Source organism: Enterococcus pallens ATCC BAA-351 (assembly GCF_000407485.1).
Classification (GTDB): domain Bacteria; phylum Bacillota; class Bacilli; order Lactobacillales; family Enterococcaceae; genus Enterococcus_A; species Enterococcus_A pallens.
The window spans coordinates 322,575-341,063 of sequence record NZ_ASWD01000004.1 but is presented as its reverse complement, the minus strand read 5'-3'; the positions used below and the strand labels follow the sequence as shown (position 1 = coordinate 341,063).

Annotated in this window: 12 protein-coding genes and 1 pseudogene; 5 read left to right on the top strand and 8 right to left on the bottom strand. The window is 39.2% G+C overall.

Annotated elements, in window-relative coordinates:
• Nucleotides 1-144 precede the first annotated feature (144 nt).
• From I588_RS19260 to I588_RS19250, 3 genes are all read right to left on the bottom strand, one after another.
• Entirely contained in the window at nucleotides 145-312 is a 168-nt protein-coding gene (locus tag I588_RS19260) for a bacteriocin (protein WP_010758532.1), read from the bottom strand.
• A gap of 471 nt (nucleotides 313-783) precedes the next feature.
• Nucleotides 784-3,639, bottom strand: a complete 2,856-nt coding sequence (locus I588_RS19255) for a DEAD/DEAH box helicase (RefSeq protein WP_010758531.1) — start codon at nucleotides 3,637-3,639, stop codon at nucleotides 784-786.
• 11 nt (nucleotides 3,640-3,650) lie between these two features.
• Nucleotides 3,651-4,049, bottom strand: coding sequence for a (deoxy)nucleoside triphosphate pyrophosphohydrolase (locus I588_RS19250; protein WP_010758530.1), 399 nt, complete (start codon nucleotides 4,047-4,049; stop codon nucleotides 3,651-3,653).
• A 539-nt stretch (nucleotides 4,050-4,588) separates the two neighbouring features.
• On the opposite strand from I588_RS19250, the gene I588_RS19245 reads away from it, so the two are divergent.
• Together I588_RS19245 and I588_RS27915 are read left to right on the top strand one after the other, a co-directional pair.
• Nucleotides 4,589-6,409, top strand: a complete 1,821-nt coding sequence (locus I588_RS19245) for a DNA/RNA helicase domain-containing protein (RefSeq protein WP_010758529.1) — start codon at nucleotides 4,589-4,591, stop codon at nucleotides 6,407-6,409.
• Between the two features lie 324 nt (nucleotides 6,410-6,733).
• Nucleotides 6,734-7,426: pseudogene (locus tag I588_RS27915) on the top strand (ABC transporter ATP-binding protein); the annotation flags it as partial.
• Between the two features lie 994 nt (nucleotides 7,427-8,420).
• Here I588_RS27915 and I588_RS19235 read toward each other — a convergent pair.
• The 3 genes from I588_RS19235 to I588_RS19225 are packed head-to-tail and all read right to left on the bottom strand — an operon-like array spanning nucleotide 8,421 to nucleotide 12,162.
• A complete protein-coding gene (locus I588_RS19235) occupies nucleotides 8,421-9,566 on the bottom strand; it encodes an ArgE/DapE family deacylase (RefSeq protein ID WP_010758526.1) in 1,146 nt (381 codons plus the stop codon).
• A complete protein-coding gene (locus I588_RS19230; protein WP_010758525.1) occupies nucleotides 9,563-10,963 on the bottom strand; it encodes an MFS transporter in 1,401 nt (466 codons plus the stop codon). The genes I588_RS19235 and I588_RS19230 overlap by 4 nt, the downstream gene beginning before the upstream one ends.
• Nucleotides 10,960-12,162: a M20 family metallopeptidase gene (locus I588_RS19225; protein WP_010758524.1), complete on the bottom strand. Its 1,203-nt coding sequence runs from the start codon at nucleotides 12,160-12,162 to the stop codon at nucleotides 10,960-10,962. Before I588_RS19225 ends, I588_RS19230 begins: the two co-directional genes overlap by 4 nt.
• 175 nt (nucleotides 12,163-12,337) lie before the next feature.
• Here I588_RS19225 and I588_RS19220 point away from each other — a divergent pair, with 175 nt between their 5' ends.
• From I588_RS19220 to I588_RS19210, 3 genes are all read left to right on the top strand, one after another.
• Complete coding sequence (locus I588_RS19220) at nucleotides 12,338-14,665, top strand: helix-turn-helix domain-containing protein (protein ID WP_010758523.1); 2,328 nt, start codon at nucleotides 12,338-12,340, stop codon at nucleotides 14,663-14,665.
• Nucleotides 14,666-15,110: 445 nt separating this feature from the next.
• Nucleotides 15,111-16,430, top strand: coding sequence for a sensor histidine kinase (locus I588_RS19215; protein WP_010758522.1), 1,320 nt, complete (start codon nucleotides 15,111-15,113; stop codon nucleotides 16,428-16,430).
• 294 nt (nucleotides 16,431-16,724) lie between these two features.
• On the top strand, nucleotides 16,725-17,432 hold the full coding sequence (locus tag I588_RS19210) for a LytR/AlgR family response regulator transcription factor (protein ID WP_010758521.1): 708 nt from the start codon (nucleotides 16,725-16,727) through the stop codon (nucleotides 17,430-17,432).
• 9 nt (nucleotides 17,433-17,441) lie between these two features.
• Here the strand turns inward: I588_RS19210 and I588_RS19205 are convergent, their stop codons facing one another.
• Together I588_RS19205 and I588_RS27360 are read right to left on the bottom strand one after the other, a co-directional pair.
• Nucleotides 17,442-17,804 carry a hypothetical protein gene (locus tag I588_RS19205; RefSeq protein ID WP_010758520.1) on the bottom strand — a complete coding sequence of 121 codons (363 nt, stop codon included), beginning with the start codon at nucleotides 17,802-17,804 and terminating at the stop codon, nucleotides 17,442-17,444.
• A gap of 555 nt (nucleotides 17,805-18,359) precedes the next feature.
• A complete protein-coding gene (locus I588_RS27360; RefSeq protein ID WP_207701418.1) occupies nucleotides 18,360-18,452 on the bottom strand; it encodes a type I toxin-antitoxin system Fst family toxin in 93 nt (30 codons plus the stop codon).
• Nucleotides 18,453-18,489 lie beyond the last annotated feature (37 nt).

The following is an 18,489-nucleotide window of genomic DNA, read 5'->3' as shown; positions in this document are numbered from 1 at the left end:
GCAGAGTTATGAATAGAATTTCCTACCCATTCCCCCACACTGCTTACTATTCCTCCACCAAAAAAAATTTTCAGTTCAGCATCATTTATAGTTCTTACTTTTAGGAGTGGCATACAATCCCTCTTTCTTTTCCCATATTAGTTATTAATGAAATCTCAAATCTTTCGTCGATTTTGCCTTATTCCAACCTTTAACAAATCCTTTGCCGAATTCCCAGACGTTTTTTCCAACAGCAATAGGACTAATACTAAATTGCCCTCCTCCATTTACTTGTTTCATTTCTTGAACCGTTAATATTTTGAATTTTTCCATCCTCTTACCTACTTTCTGGCTAATTCTTAACCATGTTGACTGTATCATCTTGCAACCATAGATAGAAAAAAACTTCCTGAACTATAGAGATTTCTTTCTTGAATGAATCAAATTGACTTGCAAACATTATTCAGGAGTACATAAATAGTCTATAAAAGAGCGTAGACATCAATTCAAGACTAGTTGTATTTGAAAGATATCACTCCTAACAAATTGATCAGTCAACAACTATGCTTTACTGCTTTTTTGATTCAGGATTACTTTAAGATGAGATAAAAGCAAACTTTGCGAAGCAGAACAAATTGTCCAAGAAAAATGTATTGAAACTAAAAAAGTCGTCTAAGGATCGATCAACTGCTATCGACAATCCTTAGACGATTTTTTGTTATAAGGTCAGAATACATAAGATTTGAGAGTATAGTTTTAGCAAGATTATGAGACAGAGTAGAAGCTCGTTTTACTAAATCGGTATCACGTTAAATACTTAAACAGCTTCGTATCCACGGCCTCCGCCAATCGCAAATCCATCTCCACAACGTTCTGCGCTTTACCTTCCTGAGTAGGCTTAGAAAGCTGCTTAATTGTATCCTGGATAGGGGTTGCTTCACCAAGATAATAAAATTCCTTACCTTCATCATCTGACTTCTTCACAAATAGATGGATGGTCCAGCTATCAGCATCTTGCAGGGCTTTTACTTCAGGAGAAGCCAGTGTTCTAGGTGATTTGGTAAACCAGCGCATGATGGTTTCATCGATTAATTCATCCTCATAAGCCATTTGGGCACCTTTGAAATCTTCACCTTTTTGCAGTGTGATGAAGATAATGAATTTCCCATCCTTATAAGTATAGCCACCGATATTTTGAGCCACCATCTGCTCGTGCCAGTTCAACATTCTCAGTACATCACGGCGACGATACTTTGCATAGCGAGTCAGTGCTTGATCGGTTGCGAAATCCTCTGATTTATAGAAACTAGCTGTGAGTAAGTCTTCCAATAATTTTCTAAAGTAGGAATTTTCTAGAGCCTGTTGAAAAGCTGGGGATAACTGAATTAGCTGCGAATTATCCACAAAAATAAGTTCAGCACCACCATAGGCTTTCTTTTGTCCACCTGTGTAAAACTCTAGAGAAAGAGTTCTTAGGACAGATTGGATCGTTTCATCATCATTAGGTAGCTGACTTTTTGCGAATGTGTCTCTAACTTCCTGAAAAGTTAATCCGCGAGTTTCTTTAAGCAGCTTAGACAGTAAAACAATTTCATGCTGACGAATACCCGGTAGAATCTCTCGAGACAGAAACATCAAGAACTTATTTTCTTCCGCTGATAACGTATCTTCATTGTCTTTAAGCTTAGCCAAAAACGTATAGTATGAATCAAATTTATTAGCAATCAACATTGGATCAAGCACCTGCTGCTGCATGAAATCAGTTAAGTAAGGGATTCGATTCAAGCGGTTCTTGAAGGAAGAGTAGATTTGTTTCAGCTCCTTCATTGAATCCAGCGCAGCATCATCAATTGACTTGAAGATTCGTTCCTTCGCCACTTCCTCAAAGTTAATCGTCGAAAGCCCACTGATATAATTCGTATCGAAGGTATCTTTTCGAAGGTTGTCCTTATTCCGGGTAATATCCCCAGAAAGAGCCATCGGAATCATATAGTTATTCTTATAGTTCCCAATAAAATCGATGATCGTCACAAATTCCTTTGACTCATCCTTACGCAAACCACGGCCGAGCTGCTGAACAAAAATAATACTAGATTGAGTATTCCGTAGCATCACAACCTGGTTGATCTTTGGAATATCAATTCCTTCGTTAAAAATATCTACAGTAAAAATATAGTTGAGTTCACCGGATTCCAGTCGTTCAATCTGAGCTTCCCGCTCATCAATCGAGTGTTCACCGGTTAAATAGGTACTAGGAATTCCACGCTGATTGAAGCGCTCGGATAATTCTCGAGCTTCTTCCTTACGACTACAGAACACCAACCCCTTAGGATCATTTCCCGAACAGCCATAGTAATGAATCTTTTCAATCAAAAATTTCACCCGATCATCCATAGTTAAATACTTCAAATCAGTTGTTTCCGAGATAACTACATCTTCTGTCTCAAAGTCAGTGACCCCGAAATAATGGAAAGGGCATAGCAGATCCTCTTCCAAAGCTTCCTGCAGACGAATTTCATAAGCAATATTGTAGTCAAACAACTCGAAAATATTGAAATTATCTGTCCGTTCAGGAGTGGCAGTCATTCCTAATAAGAACTTAGGTGTAAAATAATTCAATGTTTGCAGGTAGGATTGAGCACCAGCCTTGTGGACTTCATCGATCAAAATGTAGTCAAAATAATCCTGCTCAAATAATTCCTGATAAGCTGGTTTAGAAATGGTTTGAATGGTCGCAAACAAATACTTCGCATCCGTATCCTTTTGACTACCAGAGAGAATCCCGAATTGGTCAGATGGTTCTTCCCGTAAAACTTTTTTGAATGATTTTACAGCTTTTTTTAAAATCTGCTCGCGATGGACAATAAAAAGCATCCGCTTAGGCTTTACCTGTAAGACATCAAACGCAGCTAAATAAGTTTTGCCTGTTCCTGTTGCCGAAATAATCAAGCCTTTTTTAGCCCCAGCTTTTCTTAGTTCTTCAAGGTTTTTCAGAGCAACTTTTTGCATTTTGTTAGCTACAATATAATTAGAATCAACCTCAGCTATATCAACAGCATTCGCCAATTTTTGATTGTTCACAACCGGTTTATAATTTTTTCTATACTCAGTTACCCATTCAGGAGTTAGAGCTTCCGCTTGTTCCCACTCAGACACTAAATGATTCTGGATCTGGTGGATCACTTCACCATGCTCGTAGGAAGTCAGGCGAATATTCCACTCATAATTCAACTTTAACGCACTCATGGTCAAATTCGAGCTACCAATAATAAATGAGTGATAATCCTTCTGAGAGAAAAGATATCCCTTGGAGTGGAAGCCAGATTTAGCCGAAATACGAACCTCCAGATTAGGAATAGCTAAAAGGGATTCAAACATATCTGGGTGATTAAATCCCAAATAAGTCGAGGTCAATAAACGACCAGAAATTCCTCGATCCGCCAGGTCAGAAAGATGAGACTTCAAAGCATTTAAGCCATCCTGAGTAATGAAGGCTACTGAAAAGAAAAAATCCTCACAGCTATCAATTTCTTCTTGCAGTACATTCAGTAAAAATTCCTTTTCCTTTGGACGATTAATAATCAGCTTTGGATCATAATGAGAGCCTTCAATCTCTTTGTTCATAAAGGCCTTTTTAAGTGATTGCTCTAGAACATCCATGGGAAACTCCTCTACAATTTACTAGTTTTTAACTTTTCAACCGTTGGAATATCAGCCGGAGCCCATTCCAGTGAATCCAATTCCTCAACAGGTAGCCATTTGATAGCCACATGCTCGGTTAGTTTTGGTTGACCTTGCTGAAGGTGACAGATAAAGGTCGTTAAATGAACGATGCCAAAATCATATTCATACTTCGTCGATTCAAACATTTCATCTTCAACCGTAACAGTGATCAATAATTCTTCCGTTAATTCTCGTTTCAGTGCTTCAATCGGTGCTTCATTTGCTTCAACCTTACCTCCAGGAAACTCCCAAAAATTAGCTAAAGACTTTTCTGGCCCACGTTGGGCACATAATATTTTTCCATTGTCGACGATGATTGCGCCGACTACTTCGATAGTTTTTTTCATAATGAACTTCTTTCTAAAATAGGATATATAGGATCAATTATAGAGGATTTTTGGAGAGATTGCAGCAAGGGGAAGATTATGACGGGAATGTGGACGATTCTGATGATTTATTCAGAGGGATCAATAGAAATAATATAATTGAATAGTGCTTTTACTTTAATTTTTTTGAGCTTATTTTAAACAGAGTGAAATTGTATCTTGGAACTGTTGTCAAACTAATAACTCACTTTAAGAGAATATATTTATTTTCAGAAATAAAGATACAGAAAGGATACTCCACCGAGTAATATAGTATAGTGATGAAAAAATCTCAGAGGATGAACTGGTCCAACTAGTGGTCAGTCGATTCTTTAAAGAAGCAGACATAGAATAAAAATAGGTAACGTTCAGACCATTAAACAGGAAATACCCTATTTGATAGTGTAATGTCTAGCTCTGTGTGCTTAGTAGTAAATGTGTAAGGATATTTTCATTTAGCGAACGTATAAGCATGAGAAAAATAGTATAATCAATAACTAATACAAAGAGGAGAATTTACAATGAAATCTGGAGTAATTAACCTAGAGGCTTATGTTCAATCATTCAGAAATCCAATAGTTTTTGAATCGTACAAAAGAATAAATAAAATTAATGATGTGGGCAAGCGCGAGTGTAGTAGTTTAGAAATTTTTTCAAATGAATTGATTAAAAATTCTAACACAAACAAAGAAAAATTATTTGGTTTTCATTTAGACGTAATAGTTGAAGTTGCGTTTCGTGAACAATTTGATTTATTGCGTTTTTCAGAGAATACAACTCTAAATGTTGAACTAAAAAGTGAAATGACATCTTTAGAGGAGATACATGATCAATTAATCAGACATAATTATTTACTAGGATGTATACCAGGAGACAAGGAAGTTTTACTATATACTTTCGTTAGCTCAGAAAAAAAAGTTTATAAACTTAAAGATGAAAAATTATTAGAATCAACTATAGAGGAACTATCTAATTCTATACCAATTGATTATTCTGAAGAAAATTTCTTATTAGAGTTAAATGCGGATGATTTTATAATCTCTCCGTATACTGATATTGACAGGTTTTTAAATACCCGTTACTTTTTGAATTCTGAGCAAAAAAAAATTGTTGAAAAAGAAACCTCAAACTTATCAAATTATCATGTAATGATAAAGGGGGGAGCTGGAACAGGAAAATCATTAATTCTATTTGACTTAGCTAAAAAGTTAAGTAATAAAGGAAAATCGGTCTTATTGATTTTTTGTTCTGCATTATCAGGTTGGCACGAAATCAACCAAAAAACTAGTTTTGAATTTAGAGATATTTTGAATATTAATTTCGATAACATTGGTTCTCTGGGATATGATTACATTTTATTAGATGAATCACAAAGACTAAGGAAGAATCAATTCTATAAATTGTTTAAAACTACGAGCATTCTTATTTTTGGAGTAGATAAGGCTCAAACTTTAAAGCCAGAAGAATCTATTTTGGATATTGAAGGACAGTTAGATAAGGCATTTAATAATAATAAAAAATATAATTTAAAAGATAGGGTTAGAAGTGATGTGTCATTATCTACTTTCATTCTAAAACTATTCGATAAAAGCAAGGCCGGTTTACAGCCAATAGGATTTCCTAAAGTTAACGCTGTATATTTTGAAAGTCCTGAAGAGGCGAATGTATTTATTAATAGTTTAATTAAGATAGAAGGATATGAATCAATTGAAGTCGCTCAGTATAGGACTAGACAAACAGGAGCTGTAAAAAATAAAAAAATAAATTCATCTTCCCTAGATGGCTTTAAAGTTATAGGGAGAGAATTTGATAATGTGCTAATTCCTATAGATAATAGAGTTAGTTATTCTAATAATAAATTGACTTTTACTCATGGCGAGAACTACTATCCCTATCTATCAATAAATGGTCTTTTTCAAGCAATAACACGTGTGAAGAAAAATTTGCTTTTTGTTATTGTGGGGAACATTGAAATTTATATAGAGATTCAGAAGTTAATCACTTGGAAAAATGATAAGAATTATCTATATGTCGCTCTCAGGTTAAAGCGATTACGTGAAATAACTAATTCTAGTACTTATGAAATTTCTAAAGCTTGTAAATGTTCAGAAGAGACATATGAGAATATTGAAAAAACTGGAGTTTTTCCAAGTAATAAAATACTTCAAAAATTATCGTTGTTTTATAATGTAAATAGTGGTTTTTTAATAGGCGAACCTACGCAATTAAGTTATACAGATTTTGATATTTTGTATCAATTAAAGTCTAAAGGGAAATCTAAAGCTCAAAAAGAGAGCATAGATAAGCAGTTAATTGACTTTTTACAAGATATAGAAATATAGAACAGTAGTTTTTGAGAGCGAGAGTAAAATCATTTTTCTCATGTTTTAAATTTTTTTAAAACCTTAGTAATTTGTAAACAAAGTAGTTAGAGGCAATCAAGTAAGTGACTTCAGTTTTATCCAAGATAATACCTCCTCAAACAACACCAACACCGAAGCTATAGAAGCCACCACCCTAGTCAGTGTGGTCTCTATAGCTTTTTTACCCTCACAATCATCTAAATCAGTAACCTCACTCCCATCCACCAGCAAAAAAAATAAAAATCAAAAAATTTGAAACGTTTTGCAAGCTCCGGAGTCATATAGAAAAAGGAGCTGAACAAAATGGTTAATTCAATTGAGATAATGAACCTGACGCAATATCACGGAAAAAAAGAAGTGTTGTCCGATGTGACATTTACGGCACCGACTGGAAATGTCACTGCATTTTTAGGACCGAATGGTGCTGGAAAAAGCTCTACCTTACAGATTTTGTTAGGACTAGATAAAACAAATAGTGGCTCAGCTGTATTTGACGGGCAAAGATATTCGGAGTTAAAGTATCCACTTCAAACAGTCGGTGCAGTTTTTGATGGGATTGGCGGCAACAAGTCAAGGTCGGTCTATTCTTAGGTCAGAATACAGGCAATCAGTAATGGGATTCCGAAAAGCCGGGTGGTTGAAGTGCTGAAATTAGTCGGCTTATATGACAAACGCAAACAGTCGTTGGGATCACTATCTTTAGGTGAGGGGCAGCGGACTGGCTTAGCGATTGTATTATTGGGTAATCCTCAGTTTACTGTCTTCGATGAGCCAATGAACGGGTTAGATCCGGCTGGAATCAGATTCCTGCGAAGACTAATTCGTCAGCTGGCGGATAAGGGGAAAACGGTGTTGTTTTCGCCCCATGTTCTTTCCGATGTTGAAGAAATTGCTGATGAAGTGGTAATCTTAAAAAATGGTAAAGTTGCAGCTAAGGACCCATTGAATGTAGTGAAGCAAGATCTGGATTCTTTGGAAGAGCTGTTCTTCGAGCTACGGAAAGGGGCCTCAGTCTTGATTAGAAATGTATTAGTTGAAGAGGCAAGGATTCCATCGGTGAAAGCCAGTCGGTTAATGATTGTGGCGATCCTTTTTCTGCAGCCGCTCGCAGGATTGCTGGAGGCAAAATCGATCAAAAGCATTGGATTGGATGCCATGCCGGCTACTTATCCGAGTCTGAATGTAAACCTCATTATTGTGAGTTTCTGTGAACATTGTATAAACATTTTATCAGATCATACAGAAAGGCAGGCAAGCACTATGGGAAACGCTAAAAAGCAGAGGAGCTTTCGGATGTATAAACTAAGAAAACCCGGTAGTAGCGATCCAACTATCCTACCTTCTGATGTAAAGAAACGAACCAGATTTAAAATGGATAACAGAAAATGCAACGTTTCTGACGACAATTATCGCCATCCTGTAAAAAACCTCAAGTCCATTAATCAAAACAACATTGACACTATCGTAGATGCGGCAATAGAACAAAATTTAGAAGCAATAAAGGATCTTGTAGATTTGTAATCTCATAATTCATAACAGAAAAGATATTATAAGATAGGATGACGATAATGCGATAGGAGTAGATGAAGAAAACAATGACCACCAATCAAGCAATACCAATTACTCCCCATCCTCCAATATCCTATCCCAAACCCATTCTTGATTTTTCCAAAAGTATTCTATGGTAAGATAACTATAACCGCAATTATCTTCCAATTCAAAATACTTCTAGGAAGTGATAAAAATGAAAAACAGATCAGATGACCTTATCAGCACTTTTTTCGAAGAGACTGCTCAGCTTTGGGCGTACCTTCTTTTTCTTGTAATGCTGTTCAACTATTTTTTAGAGGCGGTATGCCAATCGTCATAAATAAAAAAGCATTCTATACAACTGGTTTGATAAGCATCACTTCAGCTATATACCTATCAACCCCAAAAAGAAGCAGCAGCAAGCCCTAAGACTTCCTGCTACTTCTTCTTTCAGTTCTACCTATTCCCCCACATACCCCGTCAGCAAATCAACATACAAATCAATAAACTTCAGATATACATCCTTGTTCACATATTCATCCACCTGATGGGCCATCTTGGTTTCGCCAGGGCCAAACATGATGAATGGGAAGTCCGCGGACTTGTCTCTTAAGAAGTTTGAGGCATCGGTTACGCCGGGTGAAGCTGCGGTTTGGATTTCTTGGTTTAAGTGTTCTTGACCTAGTTTGGCTGCGAGTGTTGATAGTTTTGATTCTTTTGCGGCTAGGACGCTAGGCAAGGACATGTAGATGTCCAAGGTTAACTTGGCTCCGTTTTTGTTTTGTTCTGCGACGAGTTTTTCTAGGTCTTTGGCTACTTCGTCGTTATCGAATTCTGGAATGGTGCGGATGTTCATTTCCAGCATGGCTTCTTCGGGAATCGAATTGACTTGATTGCCGCCTTGGAAGATGGTGGTGTTCATGACTAAGTCGCCCAAAATTTGATTGGTTTTATCGGTAGTACGGAAGAAGTTGTTGGCTTCGTGTACGAATTCGATTAATGGATCGATGGCGTTGTAGCCCAGCTGAGGCATTGAGCTGTGGGCAGCTTTGCCTTTTGATTGGATGCGGGCGTCCATGGAGCCTTTATGAGAATAGATAATCGTGTCTTGGGATGGTTCCGCAATTACTAGAGCATCTACGTCTTTCATAAAGCCGTCTTTATAGAAGTGGTAGGCGCCTTGTCCGCCGACTTCTTCACCGGTTGTTGCCATTAGGCGAATGGTGCCTTTTTTCAACAGCTTTTGTTCATGGATTTCGATCATAGCAATGACTAGAGCGGCTAAGCCGGATTTCATGTCAGCTGATCCACGGCCGTAAAGATTGCCGTCTCGTTCGGTTAATTGGAAAGGATCAGAGGTCCAGTTGGATTTGTCGCCGGCTGAGACGACATCCATATGACCGGACACACCAATTACTGGAGCACCTTGGCCGATTTCGGCCACAAGGTTTGCTCGAGTGTCGGTTAATTTAATCATTTTGGCCTCAATTGAATGGGCCTTAAATAGATCGATTAGGTATTCGGCCACAGTTACTTCATGATCGTTCACTGATTGGATTGCTACCAAGTCAGCTAAAATTTTTACTTTTTCTTCATTGTTCATCATTTTGCATCCTCCACCTTTGTTGGGATAATCAATACAACTGAAACAATCGCTAATAGACAAAATAGAATATTAACAAACAAACCGCTGGTTGCGCCAGCAGCGAAGCTTGCGCTTTGGCTAAGGCCGCTGTAAATCGAAGAAGAGATAGCAACGCCGAGTGCACCACCTAGCGAGCTGGCCATTTTGTAAATTCCAGAGGCAACGCCGGCTTTTTCCAACGGCACACTGGAAATGGCGGTGTCAGTAGAAGGGGTTGCGTAGATGCCTAGACCGGTTCCGAAGAAGGAATAGCCGATAAAGACTAATACTAAATAGGTAATACCTTGTATAAAGGTTAGAGACATCAGCAACACACCAAGGCCGGATAATAATGCTCCCCAAATCATTGGTTTTTTGGCACCGATGTTTTGCAGCAGCTTTTCACCGATCCGAATGGTGACTAGGACAGTGACTAGGTAGCCGATGGATAAAAGACCTGTTTTAGCAGCAGTGAGTCCTCGACCTTGTTGAACGTAGGAATTGATAATGATTAAGGTTCCGGCAACTGCGTTCAGTAAGAAGTTGGAGATGGTAGCACCTAAGTATCCTTTATTTTCAAACAAGGAGAAATCAACGAAGCTGTTGTCTCGGCTGCGTTCAATTCGATAAAACAAGAACGTGCCTACCAATACAACGACAATTAATCCAAGCGTAATAGGATTTCCCCAGCCCAATTCAGTTCCTTTTGAAACAACGACATTCAGTGACAGCATTGAGATAACAAACAAAACCAGACCTAAACTGTCAAAGGCTTGTTTCTTGTCATCGGTTGAAACGGATTCTGGTGTTCCCAGCATCAAGATTGCGCTAAGAATCGAGATCACAATCGAGAACACGAAGACATAGCGCCAGCCTAGCGAGCTGTCTACTGCACCGCCGAAAAATGAGCAAAGTCCAGAACCGCCCCAAGAACCGATGGACCAGTAGCTAAGTGCTCGTTGGCGATCCTTTCCATGATAATAAGATTTCACAATAGCCATTGTAGCTGGCATGATGCAGGCAGCAGAGAAGCCTTGCAGGACGCGGCCAATTAAGAACATGGCGGCATTGCCGGTTAGAATGAGAGCTAGAGAGCCTAGAATATTTAATAAAATGCCTAAATAGGTAACCTTCACGCGACCGAATTTGTCAGCGAAACCGCCGGCAACTACGATGAAAATACCAGAGATTAATCCGGTAATCGAAACACCGATGCTTAAGATACCGGAGGAGATGCCCAAATCGGATTGGACATCTGGCGCCATATTCAACAGCGATTGGGCGAACAGCCAGTAGGTTAATACACTGAAAACAATTCCGATTAATAAGCGGTTGTTTCCTCTAAAAGATCCTTCTTGAGTCACACTATCGGTTCTCATTTTGCCACCCCTTCAAACAAATAAGCTAAAACTGCACTAGCCATTGATTTTGCGGCAATTGGCAAACAGTCTTCGTCAATTTGGAATTTTGGATTGTGGTGAGGGTAAATCGGTGTTCCTTTTTCATGAGCACCGACAAAGAAAAAGCAGCTTGGCCGTTCCAGTGCGTAATAAGAGAAATCTTCTGAGGCTGTTTGTGGACCAGAATCTTCTACGCCTTCTACTTCAGGAATCTTCGCTTCAGTGACCGCCTTTTTCACCAATTGAGTCATTTTTGGATCGTTCATGCAGACAGGATAATCGTTTAAGTAATTCAGCTCATAGGTAATATTGAAGGCCTGACAAATACCATCAAGAATTTGCTTAAATTCTTTTTCGATCACCGGACGTAAGCTTTCGTTCATCATACGTACGTCTCCCTGCAATTCGACAGTTTCCTTGATGACGTTCGCCGAGCCTTTACCATCGAAGGAACCAATTGTGACAGTAGCATTATCAAAAGGACTAATCCGCCGACTGACAATTGTTTGAACCGAAGTAACAAATTGAGCAGCAGCTACAATGGCATCGTTGGCATCTTGAGGGGCTGAACCATGTCCGCCTTTGCCGTGCATTTTAATTGAGAAGGTGGCCCGACCGGTGTGAACCGCTCCTTCATGATAAAAGACCTTGCCCACATCCATTGTACTCATAACGTGAATGCCTAAGACATTATCGATACCGTCTAAGCAGCCGCCTTTAATCATGGTTTGTGCGCCGCCTGGTGGGACTTCTTCAGCTGGTTGGTGAAGAATCCGAATGGTGCCAGGTAGTTCATCCTTAAACTCGATTAAGGTATCGGCCAAAATCATCATGTAGGCAGTGTGCCCATCATGCCCGCAAGCATGCATGACGCCGGGAACCTTTGAAGCAAAGGGAAGATTGGTTTCTTCTTGAATAGGTAAAGCATCAAAATCGGCCCGAATGGCTAGATGCTTTCCTGGCTTGCCTCCTGTAATGTCGACCCAGATTCCATTTCCGCCGCCAACCTGTGTATGAACCTCGCAATCCTTGCCTTGATAAAACTCAGCAATGGTCTGTGCTGTTTTTGTTTCGTGGAAAGAGAGCTCTGGGTATTGATGGAAGTGTCGTCGCAGCTGGATCATTTCATCCTTACGTTCATTAATCCGCTGGAAAATTTTTTCTTTTAATTCAGTCATTGTTCTTGCTCCTTTCTCTGATCACTTTGAATTTTAGAAGATATCGTTAGTTTTACAAGGGAGAATTTTTCAACTATTCAAACCTTTCTTTTATTTGTCAATTTAAGAAAGAAAAGGATGGTGAAACGAACAATATTTTCAATAAAATGGTAAACTAGGTGAAAAAGGAGGACTTATGGAGACCAAAACAACTTACGCTATCCGTTATCAGCGACTGGCAGCGGCGGATCATTATTTCGCTGACAGTTTTACGCTGCTCATGCCGCTAAAAGGGGAACTGATTATCGAAGACGATGGACAGCCGGTTCAGCTGCATGCGGGCACCATATATTGTGTTAATTTGCATCATTTGCTTTCGGTTGTGTCTGCGGAGGAAGACAATGTCGTCCTTTTCTTACGGATTGACTCGATTTATTTTGCCTCGCAGTATCCAGCCTTCTTCAACAGCTTGTTTGCCTGCCCCTTTGACTATAATCTGCAAGGGAAGCAACAGGTAGTGGCTGAATTGAAAGCTGCTATGACCGAGCTATGTATCAATGAATTTAATACCCAAGCGGAGCATACCATTTATGGAACCATCAAATTAGAGATGATTTTGCTGCTGCTGGTGCAGCATTTTATGACTAGCAAGCACCAAGGAACCGTTCATTCGGAAAAGCACCAAATAAAAGAAATTATTGAATTTATTGCCGAAAATTGTACCAAAGGAATCACAGTGAAGCAGATTGCCGATCATTTCTTTTTTGCTGAATCGACCTTGTCGAAGCTCTTTAAGGAAGAAACCGGTGAGTATTTGTCTCAATATTTGAAAAAAATCCAGCTGCGCAAGAGCATCGATGACTTGACCCATTCTAAGAAAAGTATTGAGCAGATTGCGCTGGATAACGGGTTTAAAAGTGCGAAGGTCTATCGCGACCAGTTTAAACGGTTGTATACGATGACACCAACTGCCTATCGCAATAAGGACGATCTACAGGAACACCCTGTAAGAACGGCGTTGAAGCCTTCGATGGATTTAACGTCTGGACAGATTATTCAGCTGCTATATAGTGTGCTGCAGGAAAGTCCGCCAGAGCATGCACCCAATCACTTGTTCCGGCAAACAAAAGAGCTGCTGATTCAGGAGGTTTCAGAAATTCGTCCGCGCTCAGCGGCCAAGGTGATGATTCAGATTGGCAATCTAACCGATCTGGCTAAGCAAAATATTCAAGCAGAGCTGTTGGAATTAAAGCAGATTCATGCACTGGACACGATCAGCTGCTTCCATCTTTTTCCTGAGCTGCCGCTGAGCTATACCTTAGCTAAGCAGGCCAAGCTGAATTCTTTTCCTGCCTTTGCTGAGCTGGATCAGGCGATGGAGTTCATTTGTCAAAACAACCTGCAGCTGATGCTTACGCTGTCCAAGGAACGCTATGACAAATACGGTCCATTGATTTACCTGCAGGTTATCCAGCGAATGATTAACAAATTCGGTCAGCAGGTTTGTTCGTTGCTGTCGGTTAATTTCGAGTGGAGTACCAAGTACAGCCAGCAGGAACAGGCTCATTATTTCGCCCTGCGGAAAAAAATCCGAAGCTTCTCAGAGCAGTTTCAAGTAGGCTTTTGCTTTCCTTTACCTGATCCTTACGAGGAAGAGGCTGTCAGGCAAGCGGCTCAAGTTTTTTTAAGCCAGCTGGCAGGTCAAGCTGATTTCGTTACCTTTACGGTGGAGCCGAATGTTGTGCTGCATCAAAAACAGGACTTTTCAGAAGAGACCGCCTTTTACCATCAGTATGTTCAGGCGAAAACTCGTTTTATTTTACAGCTGCTGAAGGAAGCGAAAATGAATGTGCCGCTTTATTTAATGGAATGGAATACGCTGACTGGTACGACGATTAATTTCAATGGGTTGTTCTTCCGAGGGGCAATCATTGTACAGGAATTGCTGCAGCTGGATCAATTAGTCGATGGCTACGGCTTTTGGCTGGATTTCTATGTTCATGAGCAGAACCGCAATTTCGGTTCTACCGACAGCTCGGGACTAGATCTTTTCCATTTTCACGGACATCGCCGCCCCTCCTTTTTCTGCTTGCAGCTGACACGGCGGATGATGGGCATTGTTTTATCCGAAGGGCCAGAGCATCTTCTAACCAAGCAGGGAAGGAAATACCAGCTGCTAGTATGGAATACTAATTATTTTGATCCGCAGCTGTCTTCCGAAGAAGCCTTTCTAGCCAGCCAATCATTGGATCTCAGCGTCAGGCTTCAGCAAGTATTAAACGGCCGCTTTCAAGTAAAACGGCTAGTCCTAGATCGGAATCATGGGGCACTTTTCTATGCCTATTCCAAGTTCCAAGAAGCCAAGGAACTGGACGAGGAAACAGAAGAGTATATCCACAAGGCAAATAAGCCAAGCTTGCGGGTTTTCGACACCAAGATTGACGAGACGTTCTCTTATTCCTTTCACATGGATACAAATGCCGTGGTTCTTTTTGAATTTACCCCGATTGTTTATTTGAACTAGCAAGCTTGATTATGTCTGAGTTAGGCTTGAAGATACGGCAGATCCGATGTTCAATGGTCAACATATTCCCAAAAGGATGGCGGTAATAGTCGCCATCCTAATTTGATCAACTCCCTAATCCTATCAAACGAGCTTCTCTGCATTTCGCCGCAGCGATGGAATAGAACCTGGAAACGGTCTTCCAGTCAGGCACGTCTTTAAAACCGGATTTTGATCTGAGCAATGAATAATTGTAGGTCTCAAAGACTTTTTCTGACAAATAAATAGGATTACATCAATGTTTTTGAATTCTGTGCACCTTTACTGCAAGATGATATAATAATAATGAATTACTCTAAAACAATTCAACAAATTTAAATAAATCCGGATTTATTCAATTATATATCACTATAAGAGCATCTATTTAGCCGAGGTGGTACGAGACTACAAATGGGAGGCGTCAATCATGCCTGAACTTGTCAGCCAAATTATCCATATTTTGATCAATTACGTTCCGGTAACACTGATTATTGCTTATCCATTATGGAACAGAAAAAGTGTAAAAGGATCAACCTTTATTATTTTAATAAGTTCAAATCTGTTGTTAGCTTGCTTAATATATGCGCATCTCTATTCCTTTATCGGTCATGATACAACTCTGTTTAAATTATACTTGGGTCTCATTTCAGTCACACGGTGGATTCTATTTGCAATTATTTTTAAAAAGCATTTATGGAAGCTTCTCTTCTTGATATGCTGTTCCGGTATCTGCGTGATTACGTTCACCGGAATTGGTAACTGGATCGAATCTAGAATTACAGTGTATGGCGACGGTCCTGTTCAGTACTTTTATTCGAATATTGTTTCATTCTTGGTGGCGGCTTTAATAACCATTCCCTCTGCTTACTATTTAAAAAAAATGATTGACCAAGCCTATTCAGATCAATTTAAAATGTGGAGATTGGTGTGGCTCATCCCTTGCTTATTCTTTTTCATTGGCTCAATTTCAGGTAATTTGGAAAATTATAGACATATTTATAGTTTTAGCTTTATAGCCACCAGGATAGTCAGCCTAATTGCTCTAGTGTTGATTCTCTTCTTGCTTTCCAGCCTGCTCAAACAGGCAAGCGAAAATATGATACTAACCGAAAATAAGCACCGTATTGAAATGCAAACGCAGCTGCAAACGGAGCAATATGCGAGAATACTTAACGATATTGAAACAGCGAAGCGGAACAACCATGATCTCAGACATCACTTGCATGTTATAAGCAGGTATCAGCAGGAAAAAGAGTATGAAAAACTGTCGGAATACCTGAACCGCCTAATCGACGTGACAGAGCATGAAGAAAAGACGATTTACTGTAAAAACTATGCAGCATCTGCTCTATTAGGCTATTACGCGCCACGCATCCGGGAGAAAAACATTCACCTGGAGCATGAATTGCACATTCCCAATGACTGTCCAACACTATCAGATATTGAACTCTGTGTAGTGCTTGGTAATTGTCTAGAAAATGCTGTAGAAGCGTGCGAGAGAATGCAAGAAGGAGAACGGTTTATAAGGATTCAGAGCCATATTCAAGGCGGTTTCTTAAAAGTGATAATTTCCAACAGTTTTGATGGGTTGCTTGAAGAACAAAGTGTTCGTATATATTCATCCAAACGTATTGAAAGAGGAGTAGGTCTTGATTCGGTGGAGGCTATAACGCAGAAGCTTAACGGATATATGGCTTGTAGAATCGAAGACCATACTTTCCATACCACAATTTTACTGCAGATATAACGAATTCCCACTCCGAAAGGACAGAGAGTTTGTTATGTTTTTATTGAAAACCACAGCAATAAAATCACCTAGCCTCGGTATTTTACAAGTGATAAGAATAGTTTAGAGGTTGTAGTTGATTCTGGATGTTTTGTCGAATAGGACCACCCCCAAAAGGATTGGCATAAAAAAGAAGACCATTAACCTAATTGTTATGTTCCAAATCCAATAACAAAAAGAAGAGGGTCTTCACCTTATACCGTAAAGTGTTTTTTTAAATTAAGTTATCCTAAGTTTAGTCGAGGTGATAAAGAGATGATAAGAGCTGCCTTTATAGATGACGATGTTAACGATATCAAGAAGCTGCAGAAGCAGATAAAAAAATACGAGAAATTGCATGCTTTGGAAATATCTTTGGATTGCTTTACCTGTGCTGAACACTTCTTATCTATGGTAAAAACGCAGGACTATGATATTCTCTTTTTGGATGTATATTTAGGCGCTTTATCTGGTGTTGAACTAGCTTATACAATTCGGGAAACAAACGCAACAGTCAAGATAGTGTTCCTTACTTCATCGAAAGACCATGCAATAGACAGCTATGAAGTAAGTGCAAGTCATTACATTGTGAAACCGATTGAATATAGCAATGTCTCGAAGGCTTTGTCACGCTGCTTAGAAAAATGGAACGGAAAAAAGATACAGGTACGCGTAGAAAAAGTAGACATCCCAATTACAGTATCACAAATTGATTTTATAGAAGTTTTTGATAAAGTCTGCCACATACATATTGGCAACAATACAATAAAAACTTATACTGCTTTAAAAAAATTGCAACAAGAGATTAACGATCCTGTTTTTCTTCGATGCTCCAGAAGCTATCTTGTGAATATGAACGCCATAGAAAAAGTAGAAAAAGACTGTATTTATATGCGGTCTGGCGATACCATTCAGATATCTAAAAACTACAAAAAGTACATTTATAGAACATTCATGAATTTTCTCTTAGGGAAATCCGACTGATCATTTCGTTCAGTCTTTTTTATTTAAAACTCTGTCTACTTCTGCTGCGTATTCTTTAATGACTGTTTCAATACCTTGATTTCTCCCAACGATATCAGTAATGCCCAGAGTAACTGCGGACGCCAAGAAATCCTTTTTCCCTTTGCCCTTCCGTACATATTCATTTAGTAATATATACTTTTTCCCTGGTGCGATACTGACATCATATTTTCCCACTCCTCGGGCGTAGAGACAACGGTTTAATCCTTTTCCTTGGATATACAGACCTTCAATATTACTCTCTGTACTGAGAATGTCATGTAACTCATCCAGATCGTAAAAACGATCAACCTTTACTTTTTTTACGACTGGTAAAAGCCCTTTTAACGCCATAGGTAACGCCTCCTTTTCTTATTCACTTTTAGTATAATGACCAAAATCAGTAGGAGCAATCAGTATTCACGTCGAAAAAGAGCCTTTCACGAATGATATCCTATCCTCGTACTAAAAGGTCTCCTGAAAAAATTTAAATGCAATGCTTCAGCGGATTAATCCGGTTAGCGAGAAGTAACTGCAACAAAGGATAACTCTACAGGAGTATTTTAGCGACCTTCCACTGACACTTAAAATAGTGGAAGGTAAAGGCGGTCATCCAATTAGAATAGATAGACAAGAAGGATTTTCAAACCAAAAAAGTGGTCGATGGCGAGTGGCTTTTTCGACACCAAGATTGACGAGACGTTTTCTTATTCCTTTCACATGGATACAAATGCCGTGGTACTTTTTGAATTTACCCCGATTGTTTATTTGAACTAGCAAGCTTGATTATGTATGCGTAAAAGGCGCGGTGAAGCCGATATTCAATTGTCAAAGGACGAATTTGCAATAGGTAGTTACAAACAACCTGCGAATGGGCCCGATTCGCAAGTGTCAGTTGTTGCTTCTTCGTCATGGATCATGATCGTCTAGCCAGTGATTAACCACAGCGACAATCACCCCAACAAGGATTGGAGCTAAAATATACTGCACAAGAGGATGCAAGTTCATCACCTCCTTTCAGTGCTTAATCATGATCCAG